The organism is Bacteroides sp. QWL-09, assembly GCF_058683585.1.
Window position 1 is genome coordinate 270,127 of record NZ_CM178748.1, and the last position, 16,382, is coordinate 286,508.

Annotated in this window: 14 protein-coding genes; 8 read left to right on the top strand and 6 right to left on the bottom strand. The window is 44.3% G+C overall.

Annotation, left to right across the window (positions count from 1 at the left end):
* The first annotated feature begins 9 nt into the window (after nucleotides 1–9).
* Nucleotides 10–216, top strand: coding sequence for a type II toxin-antitoxin system antitoxin (locus AC4PG5_RS01150; RefSeq protein WP_492029667.1), 207 nt, complete (start codon nucleotides 10–12; stop codon nucleotides 214–216).
* A 111-nt stretch (nucleotides 217–327) separates the two neighbouring features.
* Here AC4PG5_RS01150 and AC4PG5_RS01155 read toward each other — a convergent pair whose 3' ends face one another.
* The 4 genes from AC4PG5_RS01155 to AC4PG5_RS01170 all read right to left on the bottom strand — a co-directional run bounded on the left by AC4PG5_RS01155 (nucleotide 328) and on the right by AC4PG5_RS01170 (nucleotide 4,494).
* Nucleotides 328–1,461 carry an acyltransferase gene (locus AC4PG5_RS01155; RefSeq protein ID WP_492029668.1) on the bottom strand — a complete coding sequence of 378 codons (1,134 nt, stop codon included), beginning with the start codon at nucleotides 1,459–1,461 and terminating at the stop codon, nucleotides 328–330.
* A gap of 239 nt (nucleotides 1,462–1,700) precedes the next feature.
* Nucleotides 1,701–2,279, bottom strand: a complete 579-nt coding sequence (locus AC4PG5_RS01160; RefSeq protein ID WP_492029669.1) for a porin family protein — start codon at nucleotides 2,277–2,279, stop codon at nucleotides 1,701–1,703.
* A gap of 360 nt (nucleotides 2,280–2,639) precedes the next feature.
* On the bottom strand, nucleotides 2,640–3,833 hold the full coding sequence (dnaJ, locus tag AC4PG5_RS01165; protein ID WP_492029670.1) for a molecular chaperone DnaJ: 1,194 nt from the start codon (nucleotides 3,831–3,833) through the stop codon (nucleotides 2,640–2,642).
* A gap of 64 nt (nucleotides 3,834–3,897) precedes the next feature.
* A complete protein-coding gene (locus AC4PG5_RS01170) occupies nucleotides 3,898–4,494 on the bottom strand; it encodes a nucleotide exchange factor GrpE (protein WP_492029671.1) in 597 nt (198 codons plus the stop codon).
* Nucleotides 4,495–4,813: 319 nt separating this feature from the next.
* Between AC4PG5_RS01170 and AC4PG5_RS01175 the strand changes: the two genes are divergently transcribed.
* The 4 genes from AC4PG5_RS01175 to AC4PG5_RS01190 all read left to right on the top strand — a co-directional run bounded on the left by AC4PG5_RS01175 (nucleotide 4,814) and on the right by AC4PG5_RS01190 (nucleotide 8,829).
* Nucleotides 4,814–6,430, top strand: a complete 1,617-nt coding sequence (locus AC4PG5_RS01175; RefSeq protein WP_492029672.1) for an ABC-F family ATP-binding cassette domain-containing protein — start codon at nucleotides 4,814–4,816, stop codon at nucleotides 6,428–6,430.
* A 217-nt stretch (nucleotides 6,431–6,647) separates the two neighbouring features.
* Nucleotides 6,648–7,226 (top strand): RNA polymerase sigma factor, encoded by a 579-nt coding sequence (locus AC4PG5_RS01180; protein ID WP_492029673.1) that lies wholly within the window; start codon nucleotides 6,648–6,650, stop codon nucleotides 7,224–7,226.
* A complete protein-coding gene (locus AC4PG5_RS01185; protein WP_492029674.1) occupies nucleotides 7,219–7,725 on the top strand; it encodes a hypothetical protein in 507 nt (168 codons plus the stop codon). Before AC4PG5_RS01180 ends, AC4PG5_RS01185 begins: the two co-directional genes overlap by 8 nt.
* Before the next feature lie 12 nt (nucleotides 7,726–7,737).
* Nucleotides 7,738–8,829, top strand: coding sequence for a hypothetical protein (locus tag AC4PG5_RS01190; RefSeq protein ID WP_492029675.1), 1,092 nt, complete (start codon nucleotides 7,738–7,740; stop codon nucleotides 8,827–8,829).
* Between the two features lie 92 nt (nucleotides 8,830–8,921).
* Here AC4PG5_RS01190 and AC4PG5_RS01195 read toward each other — a convergent pair whose 3' ends face one another.
* Complete coding sequence (locus tag AC4PG5_RS01195) at nucleotides 8,922–9,971, bottom strand: leucine-rich repeat protein (RefSeq protein ID WP_492029676.1); 1,050 nt, start codon at nucleotides 9,969–9,971, stop codon at nucleotides 8,922–8,924.
* A 118-nt stretch (nucleotides 9,972–10,089) separates the two neighbouring features.
* On the opposite strand from AC4PG5_RS01195, the gene AC4PG5_RS01200 reads away from it, so the two are divergent.
* Nucleotides 10,090–10,968, top strand: coding sequence for a CPBP family intramembrane glutamic endopeptidase (locus tag AC4PG5_RS01200; RefSeq protein ID WP_492029677.1), 879 nt, complete (start codon nucleotides 10,090–10,092; stop codon nucleotides 10,966–10,968).
* Nucleotides 10,969–11,670: 702 nt separating this feature from the next.
* On the opposite strand, the gene AC4PG5_RS01205 is transcribed toward AC4PG5_RS01200, so the two are convergent.
* Nucleotides 11,671–13,803: a Tex family protein gene (locus AC4PG5_RS01205; RefSeq protein ID WP_492029678.1), complete on the bottom strand. Its 2,133-nt coding sequence runs from the start codon at nucleotides 13,801–13,803 to the stop codon at nucleotides 11,671–11,673.
* A 294-nt stretch (nucleotides 13,804–14,097) separates the two neighbouring features.
* On the opposite strand from AC4PG5_RS01205, the gene AC4PG5_RS01210 reads away from it, so the two are divergent.
* Both AC4PG5_RS01210 and AC4PG5_RS01215 read left to right on the top strand, forming a co-directional pair.
* The gene (locus AC4PG5_RS01210; RefSeq protein WP_492029679.1) at nucleotides 14,098–15,840 is read left to right on the top strand and encodes a bifunctional metallophosphatase/5'-nucleotidase; all 1,743 of its coding nucleotides are present in this window, start codon (nucleotides 14,098–14,100) and stop codon (nucleotides 15,838–15,840) included.
* 15 nt (nucleotides 15,841–15,855) lie between these two features.
* Complete coding sequence (locus tag AC4PG5_RS01215) at nucleotides 15,856–16,338, top strand: GAF domain-containing protein (RefSeq protein ID WP_492029680.1); 483 nt, start codon at nucleotides 15,856–15,858, stop codon at nucleotides 16,336–16,338.
* Nucleotides 16,339–16,382: the final 44 nt, after the last annotated feature.

Here is a 16,382-nt window from a genome sequence, read left to right on the forward strand (position 1 = left end):
TGTTGTTCGGTGGCTAAAAAAGAAAATTTGATTAAGAGCTTCGTTTTGCGTGTAGATGCGGCGACCATGGATGCCATAGAGAAATGGGCAGCTGATGAGTTTCGTAGCACCAATGGTCAAATCCAATGGATTATTGCCGAAGCTTTGCGCAAAAGCGGGCGGTTGAAAAAAAGTAAAAAAAGTACTTCGAAAGAAGAGGTCGGGAAAGAGGAATGATTTTAGTTTACTTGAAATTTGAGAGATAATGACTTCTATTGGCCGATGTAAAGCGACCAATAGAAGTCTTCTAACTTTAGATATTCTTGCTTTTCCTTTCTTGTGCTAATTCTATCCCATGATTTTCTTCCCAATTTTTCCCAAGTTACGTATTAGTGTGACAAATATTGATGAAACGAGCAATACGGAGAAGGTCTCGATGATGAGTTTAATCATCGTGTGGCATTCTAATTGGTCTATCAGTTTGTAAATCGGACCGACAAATAGGAAGTGACACATCCAGATACCGAACGTGGCAATAGAAATCCGGGTTATGATTTTATTAAATGGGCGGTTCTTGTAGTTTACATCTTGGAGTAATACAAATAGTGCAAATGACATTAGGGCGACATTGGGGCTACAGAAAGTGAAGAACAATTCGACCATGGATTCGGAATCGCTATGATTGGCAATCATCTCTCTGAAACCTGTTAGGGTAACCATATAGCCTATTGCAAAACAGGTAAAGGCTATCAAATATTTGTTCGTTTTAGAGAGTTTTAAAGGGTATTTATTTAGATGGTAACCCAAAAGTAAGTATCCACTGAACCCCGAGAAGTAATAAAATAATCCGAATTCATTCCAAGAACAAACACCCCAAAGATTTTCGGTTAGAAAGCATCGTAGGTAAGGCACGAAAAGCGACCCAAACCATATGGCCAAGAAGAGACGCTGTGCTTTTTGGTCCGATTTTTCAACCCAAGCCGAGAAGATGGGCAGATATAAATATAAACCGATGAGCATATAGACATACCACATCTGTACGGCAAAAGGTGAGAATTGGAAAGGAATCATTAAGATGTTGTACGAAGCGTTTGTTGTAGCTTGTACAGGGTCGGCCCATCTGTAGAACAGGTTTATGGTACTAGCATCTAGGCCGAATAGTTGAAAGAGGTGGGGTAGAGCGTTATATAAAAGTGACCAGAACAAGAAGGGGATGATTAATCGAGAGATTTTCTTCTTATAAAAAGTGCCCATTGATAAGTTCACCGGTAGTAATAGAATGCCTGTAACCATCACAAACAAGGGAATGGCCGGACGGGTAAAGGTGTTGTAAATACTACCCCAGATTTGATACCAGGGTTCTGTGCGTTCGATTGGTGATACGTTGTCTACACAGTGATTGGCTAACATTAAAAAGATAGCGATGACTTTGAGCATATCTAGAAAGATAATGCGCTCTTTTGAGGTGTTTGTCGGTTCCATAAGGGGAATTGTTTTATTATGTTGAGTATTGATGATATAAAGCCTTATGATGTAAATGCTTTATAACGTTAAGCTCCTATTGTGTTCGTTTTGTGTTGAAGTAAGTAAAGTAAAAAACAGAGAAGTATTCTTATAATCTTGCATAAGTATGGTTGTAAGAATACTTCTCTAAAGGAAACTGAGATTTTATTTATTCTTTTCGTTTTTATATTCTTGTTTCTTTATTCTTTTGACCTTTCTTAGAATTTGCAGCCTAAAGATAACCCTATTGTTTGATTTTTCATCTTAGCTGGCGTGTTCATTTTTGTTAGGCCAAATTGTGTGTCAATACCTATTACGAAGCATTTAATTTCGGTTGCAATACCAAATTCCAGTCCGGCATCTAGGCGGTTTAAACGATCTTTACCAAAAGAATTCTTTTCTATTACTTCATAGGGATCGTTTTCGGTTTTTATTTTTCCACCTATCCCATAAGCTAAATAAGGACCGCCATTAAATACGACGTTAACCAATTTATTTACTTTAAAACGTGCAGTAGCTTTCATTGGGCACTCCAAATAAACGGCATTAATAGTTGTTTTTTCTAGTTTAGCCCCTTTAGAACTAATGAAAAGGCCAGTTTGCATTCCCATGTGTTGGTTGAAGTAGAAGTCAAATCCTGCACCGAGCTTAATGCCTACTTTTTCTGTGTAATCAATTTCATTGCTAATGTCACTAACGTTTATGCCGGCTTTAACAAAGAAGTTATATTCACGTTCTTGGGCCATACCCATGATGGTTATAGCAACAAGGCTTAATGTTAAGAAAAGTTTTTTCATAAGTCTAGTCATTTAATTGTTTTAGATTTAATATCTCTCGCAATCGTATCTTTATCGAGATGATATTCTAAGATTATGCAATATTAAAGGTTCTATTTCTTAAAAACAAGGAAAATAATTTATTTTCTTATTTTATTTGTAAAATAGAATGGATGATTGAAAGTTTTTAATGTTTTAATTTACGGGTTCATTAAAATAAGGAATGTAAGTCAGGTCGTTTTAGCTCTTGTTTCTATTATTGATAATCCTAGATTTAGAATCGGTTATAAAAAATCATCGACTTTCTTCTCTTTATGAGTGAAAGCCGATGATTCAATGGAGTATTGTTTATCGTTTAATTGCTGGTCTTCTTTTATTGAATTAATCAAAGAAACTCTTAAACTTTTTGAATATTTTTTCCTTAACTGAGCCACTTGGTTTGAAGTTGTTCGAATTCTCGAAGTTTTCGAGGGTGTTCTTTTCTTCTTTGCTGAGTGATTCAGGAACATAAACGCTGACGTTGACTAGCAAGTCGCCTGTACCGTAACCATTCACGCTAGGAAGTCCCTTGCCACGTAGGCGAAGTACTTTACCCGGCTGTGTGCCCGATTCAATTTTCACTTTTACTTTGCCGTCGATGGTTGGGATCTCTACTGCGCCACCTAAAGCTGCGGTTGGAAAGCTTAAAAGTAAATTGTAGATCAAGTCGTTTTCATCGCGGATCAATTCCGGATGTGGTTCTTCTTCTACTAAAATCAATAGATCGCCCGGTACGCCGTTACGCTTACCGGCATTTCCTTTTCCGCTCATTGAAAGTTGCATGCCTTCGGCTACGCCTGCAGGAATCTTTACTTCAACAATTTCTTCGCCATGAACGATACCGTCTCCACCACAAACCTTACACTTTTCTTTGATAATCTGACCTTCTCCGTTACAAGTCGGACAAGCCACGCGAGTCTGCATAGTACCTAAGATGGTTTGTTGGTTGCGGATGACCGAACCGCTACCGTGGCAGGTGGAACAAGTGGTCGAACCGCTATTGCCTTCTCCGCCAGAGCCATGACAGTGCTCACACACCACATATTTCTTTAATTTAAATTTCTTTTCTGCGCCGTCTGCAATTTCTTTAAGCGTCAGTTTGACTTTTACGCGAAGGTCGCTTCCACGATGACGACGTTGTTGCGCACCACCGCCGCCTCCGAAGCCGCCAAAGCCTCCGAAACCGCCAAAGCCACCACTACCGCTGTGACCGCCGAAGATGTCGCCAAACATGGAGAAGATGTCGTCCATTGACATGCCTTGACCACCAAATCCACCGCCAAACGGACCGCCATTACCGGCTGCTCCACTTACGCCGGCATGACCGAATTGGTCGTAACGCGAACGTTTCTCGTCGTTGCTCAGAACTTCGTAAGCTTCGGCTGCTTCTTTAAACTTCTCCTCAGCGACTTTGTCGCCCGGGTTTTTGTCGGGGTGAAATTCTATTGCTTTCTTGCGATAGGCTTTCTTTATCTGATCGGCTGTGGCGTCTTTAGCAACACCCAGTACTTCGTAGTAATCTCTTTTTTCTGCCATCTTTTTTCTTTCGTCTATTGATATAAACTCCTAAAACTAATTGAGGTGATCGTCTGTGGATCACTTATTCACCGACAACGACTTTGGCGTGACGAATCACTTTTTCGTTGAGGGTATAACCCGTTTGCACACAGTCGATAATCTTGCCTTTTTGCTCATCGCTTGGTGCGGGGATCATGGCTATAGCTTCATGGTAATCGGTATCTAATCCACAATTTTTGGTTTCAATGACTTTTACACCGTTTTGGCCTAAGATAGAGATGAACTTCTGATAGATCAAGTCGATTCCTTCACAAACAGCAGCCACATCAGTTGCTTTTTTCATCGTTTCAAGAGCGCGTTCCAAATCGTCGATGACCGGAAGAATGCTGCTGATACTCTTTTCGCCGCCGTTCAAAATCAACTCAGCCTTTTCTTTCATGGTGCGCTTGCGGAAGTTGTCAAACTCAGCAGAAAGACGAAGGTATTTATCTTTTTGCTCTTCAATGTTGGCTTGTGCTTCTTCCAATGCCTGACGAAGTTGTTCTTCTTCGGTAAGCGGAGTGACTTCTTCGGCCTCTGTAGAAACCGTTTCTTCAGCCGAAGCATCTTGTACCTGTTCGTTTGTAACGTGTGCTGTGTTTAGTTCTTCTTCTTTAACTTTCTTTTCTTTTGGATCCATGTTTATAGTGTTCTTTTATTTATTTCTAAATTCTAATATTGAGACCGAGGCATGACCCGATAGGGTTGTCCGGCTTGTTTATGCTTAACAAAAACTTTGCCATTATGGTGCGTTGAGGCATAAACGGTGCAAAAGTAATATAATTATGTCAGATTGTCACACTTTTGTTGCCGCATTATTCGCCGGAATTGTGTACCTTTGCACGCTGAATAACAAATGGATGTTTAATTATTAATGAGTTATAGATGTGTTGCGACACCGAGCTTGCGCCTTGGGTGGAGTGAAGAGTGGCAACCGAAATAAAATAAGTTTAAAAAGAATGATTACAGTTTCGAACGTTTCGGTACAGTTTGGTAAAAGGGTGTTGTTTAATGATGTAAACTTGAAGTTTACAAATGGTAATTGTTATGGTATCATTGGAGCTAACGGTGCCGGTAAGTCGACTTTCCTAAAGGCCATTTATGGTGAGATCGACCCGACTACAGGTACGGTAGCTTTAGGACCGGGTGAACGCTTATCGGTGTTGAGCCAGGACCACTTTAAGTGGGATGCATTTACCGTAATGGATACGGTGATGATGGGACACACGGTGTTGTGGGACATCATGAAACAGCGCGAAGTGTTGTATGCTAAAGAAGATTTCACCGACGAAGATGGTCTGAAGGTTTCGGAACTGGAAGAGAAATTCGCTGAGTTAAACGGATGGAATGCTGAGAGTGATGCCGCGATCTTATTGAGTGGATTGGGAATCAAGGAAGATAAGCATTATACGCTGATGGGTGAGTTGAGTGGTAAGGAAAAAGTCCGTGTGATGTTGGCGCAAGCCCTTTATGGTAACCCGGACAACTTGTTGCTCGATGAGCCGACCAATGACTTGGACATGGAAACGGTGACTTGGTTGGAAGAGTACTTGTCGAATTTCGAGCACACCGTATTGGTCGTGAGCCATGACCGTCACTTCTTGGACTCGGTTTGTACGCATACAGTCGATATCGATTATGGAAAGATCAATCTTTTTGCCGGTAACTATAGCTTCTGGTACGAATCTAGTCAGTTGGCTTTGCGTCAGCAACAGAACCAGAAGGCAAAGGCTGATGAAAAGCGTAAGGAGTTAGAAGAATTTATCCGTCGCTTTAGTGCCAACGTGGCAAAAAGTAAGCAGACTACCAGCCGTAAGAAAATGTTGGATAAGTTGAATGTTGAGGAGATTAAGCCATCATCACGTAAATATCCGGGTATCATCTTTACTCCGGAACGTGAACCGGGTAATCAGATCCTAGAGGTTTCGGGCTTGTCGAAGAAGACAGACGAAGGTGTGGTCTTGTTCAACGATGTGAATTTCAATATCGAGAAGGGTGACAAGGTGGTATTCTTATCGCGTAACCCTCGTGCCATGACTGCGTTCTTTGAGATCGTTAATGGCCACTTGAAGCCGGATGCCGGACATTTCAATTGGGGCGTGACGATCACAACAGCTTATCTGCCGGTCGACAATACCGAATTCTTTGATACGGATTTGAACTTGGTAGACTGGTTGGGTCAGTACGGTGAAGGTAATGAGGTTTATATGAAAGGCTTCCTCGGTCGTATGTTATTCTCCGGCGAAGAGGTTTTGAAGAAAGTGAATGTGCTTTCGGGAGGTGAAAAGATGCGTTGTATGATTGCACGTATGCAGTTGCGTAATGCGAACTGTCTCATCTTGGATACGCCGACTAACCACTTGGACTTGGAATCTATTCAGGCTTTTAATAACAACTTGAAGACGTATAAGGGTAATGTCTTGTTCTCATCACATGACCACGAGTTCATTCAAACGGTAGCGAATCGTATCATCGAGTTGACTCCTAACGGCATTATCGATAAGATGATGGATTATGATGAGTATATCTCTTCTGATCACATTAAGGAGTTGAGAACCAAGTTGTATGCCGATTAAGCGATAAAGAACTGATTAAAGGGTCGTAAGCGACCATCAGATAAAGAGAAAAGGTGTAAATAACAACTGTTATTTGCACCTTTTTTGCGTTTTTATGCATTTTTTTTCGACCTTTGGATAAGTACGACGTATCATTAATAAAAGGTTTTAAGTTTGATGAGGTGAAAAGAGTTGCGCTCTATTAAGCTAAAACAAACTCAGACGGAATCGAAAAGAGATGGAACAACAACAGGAAATACAGCAGTGGATCAGGGATTGCCGCAAAGGGGATGCAAAGGCTTTTGCAAACTTGGTGGCGAAGCATCAACAACTGGTCTACCGACTCGCTTTCCGGTTGCTTGGTGATGACGATGAGGCTAAGGATATGACGCAGGAGACGTTTATTAAAGTTTGGTTGGGATTAGATCGTTATCGGGAGGAGTTCCGTTTTTCGACTTGGTTGTATCGGGTGACGTGTAATGTCTGTTACGATCGACTGCGGTGCCTCGCACATTCGCCGACTCGTTCTCCAATAGAGTTGGATGGGGTTTCGGAGCGATGTATGAGTGGAGAGGATGTCGAACAATCGTTTATCGGACGTGAACTTCGGGAGTGGTTGTTTCGGGCAACGGAGACGTTACCGCCTAAGCAGAAGTTGGTGTTTGTTCTGCGTGAGTTAGAAGAGTTGGAGGTGAATGAAGTGGCTTATATGACGGGACTGTCAGCTCTACAGATCAAACAGAATTTATATTTGGCAAAGAAAACTATCGGGCATCAATTGAAGAAGATGGATTGGAAGGAGGTAAAACATGGATAGACGTTATCAGAATTGGTTGGAACGAGTGAAACGGGTGGAACCCATATTGGACGATCCGGAGAGTTTCAGCGAAGAGATTGTGAAACGAGCGATGCAGAAAACAAGACTTGTTGATCGGCGTCCCGACCGGAACGATTGTGCTGAAGCGGTTGCCCATAGCCGATCTTCGAGAGTGCAAAAGATTTGGAGGTGGAGCATGGGAGTCTCAACGGTTGCGGCTTGTGCGTTATTGGCTTTTGGGACTTATGAACTTCGTTTGGAAGAAGGGAGCACTCACCAAGGAATGGCGACAGAAATCATTGTGCGGGCCATCGGAGACCCGTCTGGTTGTGGCAATCGACAGGCCGAACGGTATGCTACTGTCGCCGAGCGAGCTTTGCTTTCGAATGCTTCCGCTCCCGAGAAGTTGGGAATGGCTCAACGTTTATTGAAGCAGCGTGCCGAGCGAGAAGCTGTGGTGCGGTCGAATTGGATGAATCGTAGATCTCAATATAAATAAGGAGGAATCGTTATGAAAAGAATGAAATGGAACTGCACTATCTGGGGGGTGTTGATCTGGGTAGGTTTGCTGACAGGATGTTCGTCGAGCTATAGAATGGTGACGACCGTACGATCGGACGGAACGCTTCATCGGAAGGTTTTTGCATACGCCGATTCGGCTTTCTTATCGGGCGATCGTTCGCATAACCCATATTGGTTTGCGCTTGACGACCGTTGGACCGTGGTGAAAACGGATTCGGTCTTGAAAGAAGATCTTTTGGGAGAGTCGCAGCGGTTTAATGTGTGGGTTGAAGCGACCTTCCATTTTCCGGATGACTCTGCCGCATGGCGTGCCAAAGAACCTTGGATGGTTTCTATGGCAGAACCGAAGGAGCAGTTGAAACGTCGTTTCCGTTGGTTCTACACCTATCATGAGTATCGTTGTCGTTTTCCTGAATTGGCAGACAAAGGACCGGTGGCGTTGGAGAATTATTTGACTCTCGATGAGCAGAAGTTATTGTTAGGTGAAGGTTTGCAGAAATACACTTGGATGAATGGTGCGGAGATGAAGGATCGTTTGGATGTGTTGTCCGACAAATTTCAGAAGTGGCTGAACCGAACGCAATATGAACTTTGTCTGGAAGCGTTGACTCGCTTGAGAGGCTCTAATCAGGAGGATACCGCTTGGGTTGTCGATCGGGATCGGATTTATCAATGGATGGAACGATCGAAGAAGGAAGTTTCCGATCTATCGCCAAACAAGTTGTGTCAATGGTTGGATGAGTATTATCGGAAAGACGATTATTCTGCGTTCTATGCAGCTCACGCTCAGTCTATAGAGGAGTGGTATGAGCAACGCATTCGGGTGGTGGACTTGTTTGGAGGACAAATTAAGTTTGAATTGAACATGCCGGGACGGTTGACGGCGACTAATGCACGGCTCACTGAAGAGAATGGCGTATTGGTTTGGAAAGTCGATCCCTACCGGTTATTGCAAGGGGATTGTTACCTAGAGGCTCAGTCGCGTACGGTGAATGTGTGGGCGTTCGTAGTCACAGCCTTTCTTATCGTGTTGCCTTTCTTTTTATGGGGCTTGCGACGAAGAAAACGAAATAAGGAATAGGCTTTAATAAATTTTCCGCTGATAAACCGATGTCTGATGGATTCATCCGGACATCGGTTTATCAGCGGAAAGTTTATGTTTTTAGATGAGCTTTATTGGCGATAGACCAGTCGGCTGGTCGGAGCATCTCCAAAAAGTTGATCGCCCACTGTGGTGATCTTATTACCCGTGGCTACAACTTGGCGGAGGTTATCACAACCCATAAACGCTCCAAACTCAATAGCTGTGACGGTAGCCGGTAAGCGAAGGGTACCCGAGAGACGTCCGCAATTACTAAATACCCGCTGTCCGATGACTTTAAGCTGGTGTGGTAGCTCAATGCTGAGCATATATTTCTTTTGAGCAAAGGTAAACTCCGGAATCGTGGTTGCATTGGTCCGACTAAGGTCGACCGTCACCAGATTGGGCATGTAGTCGCGTATCAATTTGAAATCGGCCGCATCGAGTTTGCCTTCGATCGTTAGAAAGTTGATGGCTTTAGGTTGTATGCCGGCCTTAGAGAGTTCCTCTTCAAGGCTACTCATGAGTCCCACTTGTAAGGTTGCACTTAGCGGCTCACCTTCAATAAGAGAGAAATGTTCCCAATTCTTTTTACGACGGTATTCGTCGGTACTGCCTAACGGAATAAAGATCGCTGCGGTACTGTCGGCTAAAGCATTCTCGGCTTGTGCAGGCGGGGTTTTCTTTCTGATTTGAACCACGCGAAGACGATCGCAACCTCTGAAAGCATTATCATCTATGGTCTTGATTTTCTCCGAAAGGACGATGCGTTCTAGCGATGGCTTACCCTGAAACTGCCCATTCACTAGAGTCGTGAAAGCGTAAGCCGGAATATAGTTGAGCATGTAAATGTGAAATTTATCGCCGGGGTAGGTTCCATTCTTTCCGGTGTACATTCTGATGTCGACATTCGAGAGATCGAGGCTTTTCAAGCTAGTGAATTCATCACGGAGATGTTTGAAATCTTCGGCATTAATCTTGCCGGTCAAGGTCAAGTCGGTGATGCTATTGGCTTCCTCTTGGGTCATCATTGAGATGAGTGTACCGGGTTTGCTGACAAAAAAGGTTTTGCTGACTTGTGCGCATAGGCCTGAGAGTTGAAAGGTAAGAATAAGGCTGATTACAATTTTCTTGAAATGCATGATTGTTTTTTGTTGTTTCTACAAAAATAGGAAAAAACAGTCAAAAAAGCATAGCCTTTCGTTTTTATAGTGCTAATTTTGCTTAAAGGTTAAGATTTTAAATACACAAAATAAGGTTATGAAGTACAATGCAAACCGATGGGGATCCGTTGTCGTTTCTCTGATTCTCTTTTTCTTGGTATTCTATACTTTGGTGATCATGGGTCACTTTTTGTATGCGGGACTGCTTGAGAATTGGGTCTCGAGTATTTCTGCAGAGTCGGAAGAATCCCTCAATCAGACTTTGGTTTCTTATGTCTTTGTGTGGCTTGCCGGTTTTGGGGCGACGGGGGCTTTGTTGATGATCGAACGGCGGGGATGGCTCGATCTCGGCCTTGGGCTTAAGTCTCGTGGAAAGGATATGATCTATGGAGCGTTGACCGCTATTATTTTTTACCTTGTGGGTTTTGGGGGGGCTTATGCCTTCGGATGGATTGAAATCACGGGGGTGGAATGGCAGTGGTATGATCTATGGGTGACCTTCTTGATGTTCGTCTTGGTGGCGTTGACCGAAGAGGTGATGTTTCGTGGTTATCTCCTCAGTCGGCTGTTGAATGCTGGCGTACAGCGTTTTGTTGCGCTATTTGTCACATCAATCTTGTTTGCCTTGATGCATCTCTCAAATCCGAGTATCGCTTGGCTACCGATGGTGAACTTGGTCATTGCCGGCTTGATGCTCGGTGTGGTTTGCCTTTATACGCACAACCTCTGGTATTCGATCTCGCTTCATCTGTTTTGGAATTGGATACAAGGTCCGGTACTGGGATATGAAGTCAGTGGTAATAGCTTGTCGCACTCGTTGGTTCAATTACAGTTGCCTGATCACTCCGTTTGGAATGGTGGAGCGTTTGGCTTCGAAGGATCTTTGACTTGTACGCTGCTGATGGTACTCTTTATTGGTGGAGCGATCTGGTGGGGAGAGAAAAGAAGAGCCGTTCAGCCTTTTTTATCTCATTGAATGTTTTTTTTACACACCGTGATTAATCAACTCTTTAATTGAAATTAAAAGTTTTTGCAGTCCCTTTATATGCGGCTTAAGCGTCATTTGTTGAGCCCTCGAAGCAGGGCTCTTCAGCCCTCGTTCGAGGGCTCATGGGTTTTCGTTCGAGGGCCGAAGAGCCCACGTTCGAAGGCTCAACAGATTGGACTTGATCAGACCCTTAATGAAGTAGGGTGACCACTTAATTGCCCTTGAATAATACTTAATTGCACTTGAATAATGTTTAATTGCACCTGAGCAATAGTTAATTGCCCTTGATAAATGTTTAATTGCACCTGAGCAATAGTTAATTGCCCTTGATAAATGTTTAATTGCACCTGAGCAATAGTTAATTGCCCTTGATAAATGTTTAATTGCCCTTGATCAATAATTTACGAGACGATATAAACACTCTCTTGTCGCAGGATAATTGTTCGGTGAACTTGTCTTATGAAGCGAGATTGAAGAGACAAAAACGGGCTCGAGTGTGAGATGGTGTGGGATAAGCTCTATTTAGTGTGGGATAAACCCCATTTAGTGTGGGATGAGCCATAAAAAAAAGTATCCCACACTACCCTCAAAAGCTTATGAATAAAGCTTTTTCGAGGAATTTAGTGTGGGAGGTGTGGGATGATTGAACTTTTATTTCTTCTGGTGTAGAAGAGGGCAAGCTTTTTAAGATTAACTTTGAGGAACCCCTACCATCGTGAGCTGAATGCGTTTACGTTCAGTATCGACGCTTAGCACCTTCACCATGACTTGCTGATGAATAGAGACCACCTCGGTTGGATCGGAGATAAAACGATCGGCCAATTGTGAGAGATGCACCAATCCATTCTCTTTAATACCAATGTCGACAAATGCGCCGAAGTTGGTAATGTTTCCCACAATGCCGGGGAGGATTTGGCCTTCACGCAAGTCGGCGATGGTTCGTACGTTGCGGTCGAACTCAAAGACCTTGATCTCTGCACGGGGATCACGTCCCGGCTTGTCGAGTTCTTGAAGGATATCTTGTAGAGTCGGAAGCCCCACGGTAGCCGTGATGTAATTTTCGATCTTGATCTGCTGACGTAAGTTCTTGTCGGTAGTCAGTTCGGCAACCGTGCAATGTAAATCCTTGGCCATCTGTTCTACAATATGATAGCTCTCAGGGTGTACGGCTGTGCGGTCGAGCGAATTTTTGGCTTGTGGGATACGGAGGAACCCGGCACATTGTTCGAATGCTTTTGCGCCCATACGCGGCACTTTGAGTAGTTCGCGACGAGAGGCAAACGGCCCGTTTTCTGCTCGGTGGTTCACGATATTCTGAGCCAGCTGTGGCCCTAAACCGGAAATATAAGTCAGCAGGTGACTGCTTGCTGTGTTGAGGTTGACGCCTACCTGATTCACGCAGTTTTCTACCGTCTGGTCGAGCGCTTTCTTGAGCTTGGTCTGGTCGACATCGTGCTGATACTGTCCCACGCCAATCGATTTCGGATCGATCTTCACGAGTTCGGCAAGCGGATCCATCAGACGGCGACCGATAGAAACGGCACCACGTACGGTGACATCGTAATCGGGAAACTCTTCACGGGCAATCTTTGAAGCGGAATAGATCGATGCCCCTTGTTCGCTGACCACAAAGACGTTGAGCTGTCGGTCGAAGCTCTGCTGACTGATGAAGGCTTCGGTTTCGCGACTCGCCGTTCCGTTGCCAATGGCGATGGCTTCAATCTGATAGGCTTCCACCATCTTACGAAGTTTTGAAGCGGCTTCACCGGGTTTGCTCACGGGCGGGTGAGGATAGATGTTTTCGTTGTGCAACAGGTTGCCTTGTGCATCGAGACAGACCACTTTGCAGCCGGTGCGGAATCCCGGATCGATGCCCAATACTCGTTTTTGTCCCAAGGGAGCAGCCAGTAATAGCTGACGGAGATTCTCGGTGAAGACGCGGATAGCTTCTTCGTCGGCTTTCTCTTTCGACAATCCGGCGAATTCTGTTTCGATGGAGGGTTTAAGAAGACGCTTATAAGCATCGCGCACGGCTTCGGCTACCTGTTCGCCACAAGCGTTGGTACTACGTACAAACTGTCGTTCGAGTCGCTCCAGACATTCGTCGTCGTCGGGACTGATCGACACTTTAAGTAATCCTTCGGCTTCGGCGCGACGGATGGCCAATAGGCGGTGGGAGGTGCTCCGTCTGAGAGGTTCGGAGAAATCGAAATAGTCGCGATATTTGGCGGCCTCTTCTTCCTTGCCTTTAACGAGCTTGGCACTGATGACGGCTTGTCGTTCGAAACGGTTACGTATGGTGTTTCGGGCACGTTCGTCTTCGTTGACTTGTTCGGCGATGATGTCGCGTGCGCCTTTTAGAGCCTCTTCCACATCTTTGACTTCTCCTTTGACAAAAGCGGTGGCTTTGGCTTGTAGCTGATTTTCTCGTTGGAGTAGGAGGAGGGTGGCCAAGGGTTCGAGACCTTTCTGACGGGCCACTTCGGCTCTGGTTCTTCGCTTCGGTTTGTAGGGCAGGTAGATGTCCTCTAGTTCGGTGGGGTTCCAACTCTGCTCGATGCGTTGACGAAGGTCGTCGGTGAGCTTGCCTTGTTCGTTGATGGTGTTTAATATGGTCTCTTTGCGCTTCGCGGTTTCGCAGAACTTATCATTCTGTTCTTTGATCTGTTCAATCTGCACTTCGTCGAGTCCGCCGGTGGCCTCTTTGCGGTAACGGCTGATAAACGGAATGGTAGCCCCTTCTTCAAGGAGTTGGAGGGTACTTTTTATCTGTTTTTCCGAAATGCCGAGCAAATCGGAAATCATTTTAGAAAATAGGTTCATTGTTTTTATGTTTTAAGTTACAAAAATAGTCATAAATCTATTATAGCAGGCAATATTTACTATATTTGCGCATTCAAAATGACGAATCGTTTGGCTCTATTCGTAGAAGATTGGGGGCTGGCGGCCGACTAAAAGCTGAATAAACGATTCCGAACTATCTTTTTGTTTAAGCGTTAGATAAAGGTCTTGTTTAAGTGTTAGACAAAAGTCTTGTTTAAGTGTTAGATAAGGTTTTGTTTAAGCCTTAGGTAAACGCTTGTTATAGAAAAGAGTACTGAAAAAACTATTTTAGAGATGAAACAATTGAAACGAAATATCGGTTGGCTATTATTTTGTTGGTTTTGTATCGGATTGCAGGCACAAGAAAAGACGGTGCGCCTAAAGATCCTTCAGACGAGTGATGTGCATGGTAACTTCTTTCCTTACAACTTCATTACACATGAATCGTGGAAAGGGAGTTTGGCGCGCGTGGCTACTTTTGTCGACGAACAGCGACAGACGTATGGCGATCGTTTGTTGCTTTTTGATAATGGTGATATTTTGCAAGGTCAACCTACGGCCTATTACTATAATTATATGGATACGGTAACCCCTCATCTTTGTGCTCAAATGATGAATCGGATGCGTTATGATGCGGGGAATGTTGGCAATCACGATGTGGAAACCGGTCGCTCGGTGCTTGCACGTTTCGTTCGTCAATGCGACTTTCCTATATTAGGGGCGAATATTATTGATGTGGCGACCGATCGTCCGTTGCTTCCGCCTTACCGGATTTTTGTACGCGATGGAGTGAAGGTGGCGGTGTTGGGCCTGATCACACCGGCTATCCCGGCTTGGCTGCCGGCCGATCTATGGAAGGGGTTGCGTTTCGATGATATGAAGCAAACGGCCGAACGATGGATGAAGGTGCTGAAAGAAAAAGAACAGCCGGATATCGTTGTCGGCTTGTTCCATGCGGGACAAGAGGCGGTGCGTATGGCGGGAAAATATAATGAGAATGCTTCGCTCGAGGTGGCACGGTCGGTCCCCGGCTTTGATGTGGTCTTGATGGGACACGATCATACGAAAGCGTGTAAAAAGGTGGTGAATAGTATGGGCGAATCGGTATTGGTGATCGATCCGGGGAGTAATGGAGACTGGGTTTCGGAGGTTGAGCTGACGGTTCGATTGAAAGAGGGTCGGGTCTGCAAGAAGAGAGTTGACGGACAACTCCGTTCGATGGCGGATTACATTCCTAATAAGGCTTTTATGACGACGTTCTCTACCGCATTCGACACGATTAATGCGTTTGTCTCAAAGAAAATCGGACGGTTTACTCAAAGCGTTTCTATTCGCCCGGCTTACTTCGGTCCTTCTGCTTTTGTCGATTTTATTCATGCTTTGCAGTTGGATATTACGGGTGCTGATGTTTCGTTTGCTGCTCCGCTCTCTTTCGATACGGAGATCAAGAGTGGTGATGTATCGGTCAGCGATATGTTTAAACTCTATCAATATGAGAATATGCTGTATGTGATGACCTTATCCGGGCGGGAGATTAAGGGCTTTCTGGAAGAATCTTATTACCATTGGACAAACAGAATGACTTCGCCCGATGATCATCTGTTGTGGTTTCGTCAGAAGAAAAATAAACGCTCGAACGATGATTATAAATTGCAATACTTTAGCTTTAACTTCGATTCTGCTGCCGGGATCTGTTATACGGTTGATGTCACTAAACCGAAGGGAGAGAAGATCACAATCATTAGTATGGCCGATGGTCGTCCGTTTAGTTTAAATAAGATTTATAAGGTGGCCTTAAACTCTTATCGCGCTAATGGTGGGGGAGAGCTGCTAACTAAAGGTGGAGGCATTAAGCAGGAACGATTGAAGGAACGGGTGATTTTTGCAACAGATAAGGATTTCCGCTTTTATCTGATGCGCTATATTGAAAAACAAGGCGTGTTGACCCCAAAAGCGTTGAATCAATGGCGGTTTATTCCCGAAGAGTGGACTAAACCTGCTGCTCAAAGAGATTATAAATTATTATTTGAAGATTAAAATAAAAAGACTATTATGGATGATCAACTGACTCTTGTTGAGAGTGCGAAAGAAGAATGTTATGCGGCTTTGCTTCCCCAAATTAAAGCTCTAACCGAAGGAGAAACTGATCTTATTGCTAACCTTTCTAACGTCTCGGCCGCTTTGAAGACGGTTTTCGAGTTCTTTTGGGTCGGATTCTATTTGGTGAAGGAAGATGAATTAGTATTAGGTCCTTTTCAAGGCTCTATCGCTTGTACTCGCATTTGTAAGGGACGAGGTGTTTGTGGCTCGGCATGGGCAGAAAAGCAAACGTTGGTTGTGCCCGATGTTGAGGCTTTCCCGGGACATATTGCTTGCAGTTCGCTGTCGCGCTCCGAGATTGTTGTTCCCCTTTTGCGTGATGGTGAAGTTTGGGGAGTGCTCGACATTGATAGTGATGAGCTCAACACGTTCGATGCAACCGATGCACGCTTCTTAGAACTGTTGTGTGCCCATCTGTCGTCTCTGTCTATTTAAAGATCTTTGTCTGTTCGGGTTTAGCGATTTTTCTCTGTTTGGGT

Coding starts and splice junctions, on each gene's coding strand:
- AC4PG5_RS01205 (WP_492029678.1), bottom strand. CDS start 13,803: ATGAACCTATTTTCTAAAATGATTTCCGATTTGCTCGGCATTTCGGAA.
- AC4PG5_RS01185 (WP_492029674.1), top strand. CDS start 7,219: ATGGATAGACGTTATCAGAATTGGTTGGAACGAGTGAAACGGGTGGAA.
- AC4PG5_RS01195 (WP_492029676.1), bottom strand. CDS start 9,971: ATGCATTTCAAGAAAATTGTAATCAGCCTTATTCTTACCTTTCAACTC.
- AC4PG5_RS01215 (WP_492029680.1), top strand. CDS start 15,856: ATGGATGATCAACTGACTCTTGTTGAGAGTGCGAAAGAAGAATGTTAT.
- AC4PG5_RS01180 (WP_492029673.1), top strand. CDS start 6,648: ATGGAACAACAACAGGAAATACAGCAGTGGATCAGGGATTGCCGCAAA.
- AC4PG5_RS01170 (WP_492029671.1), bottom strand. CDS start 4,494: ATGGATCCAAAAGAAAAGAAAGTTAAAGAAGAAGAACTAAACACAGCA.
- AC4PG5_RS01160 (WP_492029669.1), bottom strand. CDS start 2,279: ATGAAAAAACTTTTCTTAACATTAAGCCTTGTTGCTATAACCATCATG.
- AC4PG5_RS01210 (WP_492029679.1), top strand. CDS start 14,098: ATGAAACAATTGAAACGAAATATCGGTTGGCTATTATTTTGTTGGTTT.
- dnaJ (WP_492029670.1), bottom strand. CDS start 3,833: ATGGCAGAAAAAAGAGATTACTACGAAGTACTGGGTGTTGCTAAAGAC.
- AC4PG5_RS01200 (WP_492029677.1), top strand. CDS start 10,090: ATGAAGTACAATGCAAACCGATGGGGATCCGTTGTCGTTTCTCTGATT.
- AC4PG5_RS01175 (WP_492029672.1), top strand. CDS start 4,814: ATGATTACAGTTTCGAACGTTTCGGTACAGTTTGGTAAAAGGGTGTTG.
- AC4PG5_RS01155 (WP_492029668.1), bottom strand. CDS start 1,461: ATGGAACCGACAAACACCTCAAAAGAGCGCATTATCTTTCTAGATATG.
- AC4PG5_RS01190 (WP_492029675.1), top strand. CDS start 7,738: ATGAAAAGAATGAAATGGAACTGCACTATCTGGGGGGTGTTGATCTGG.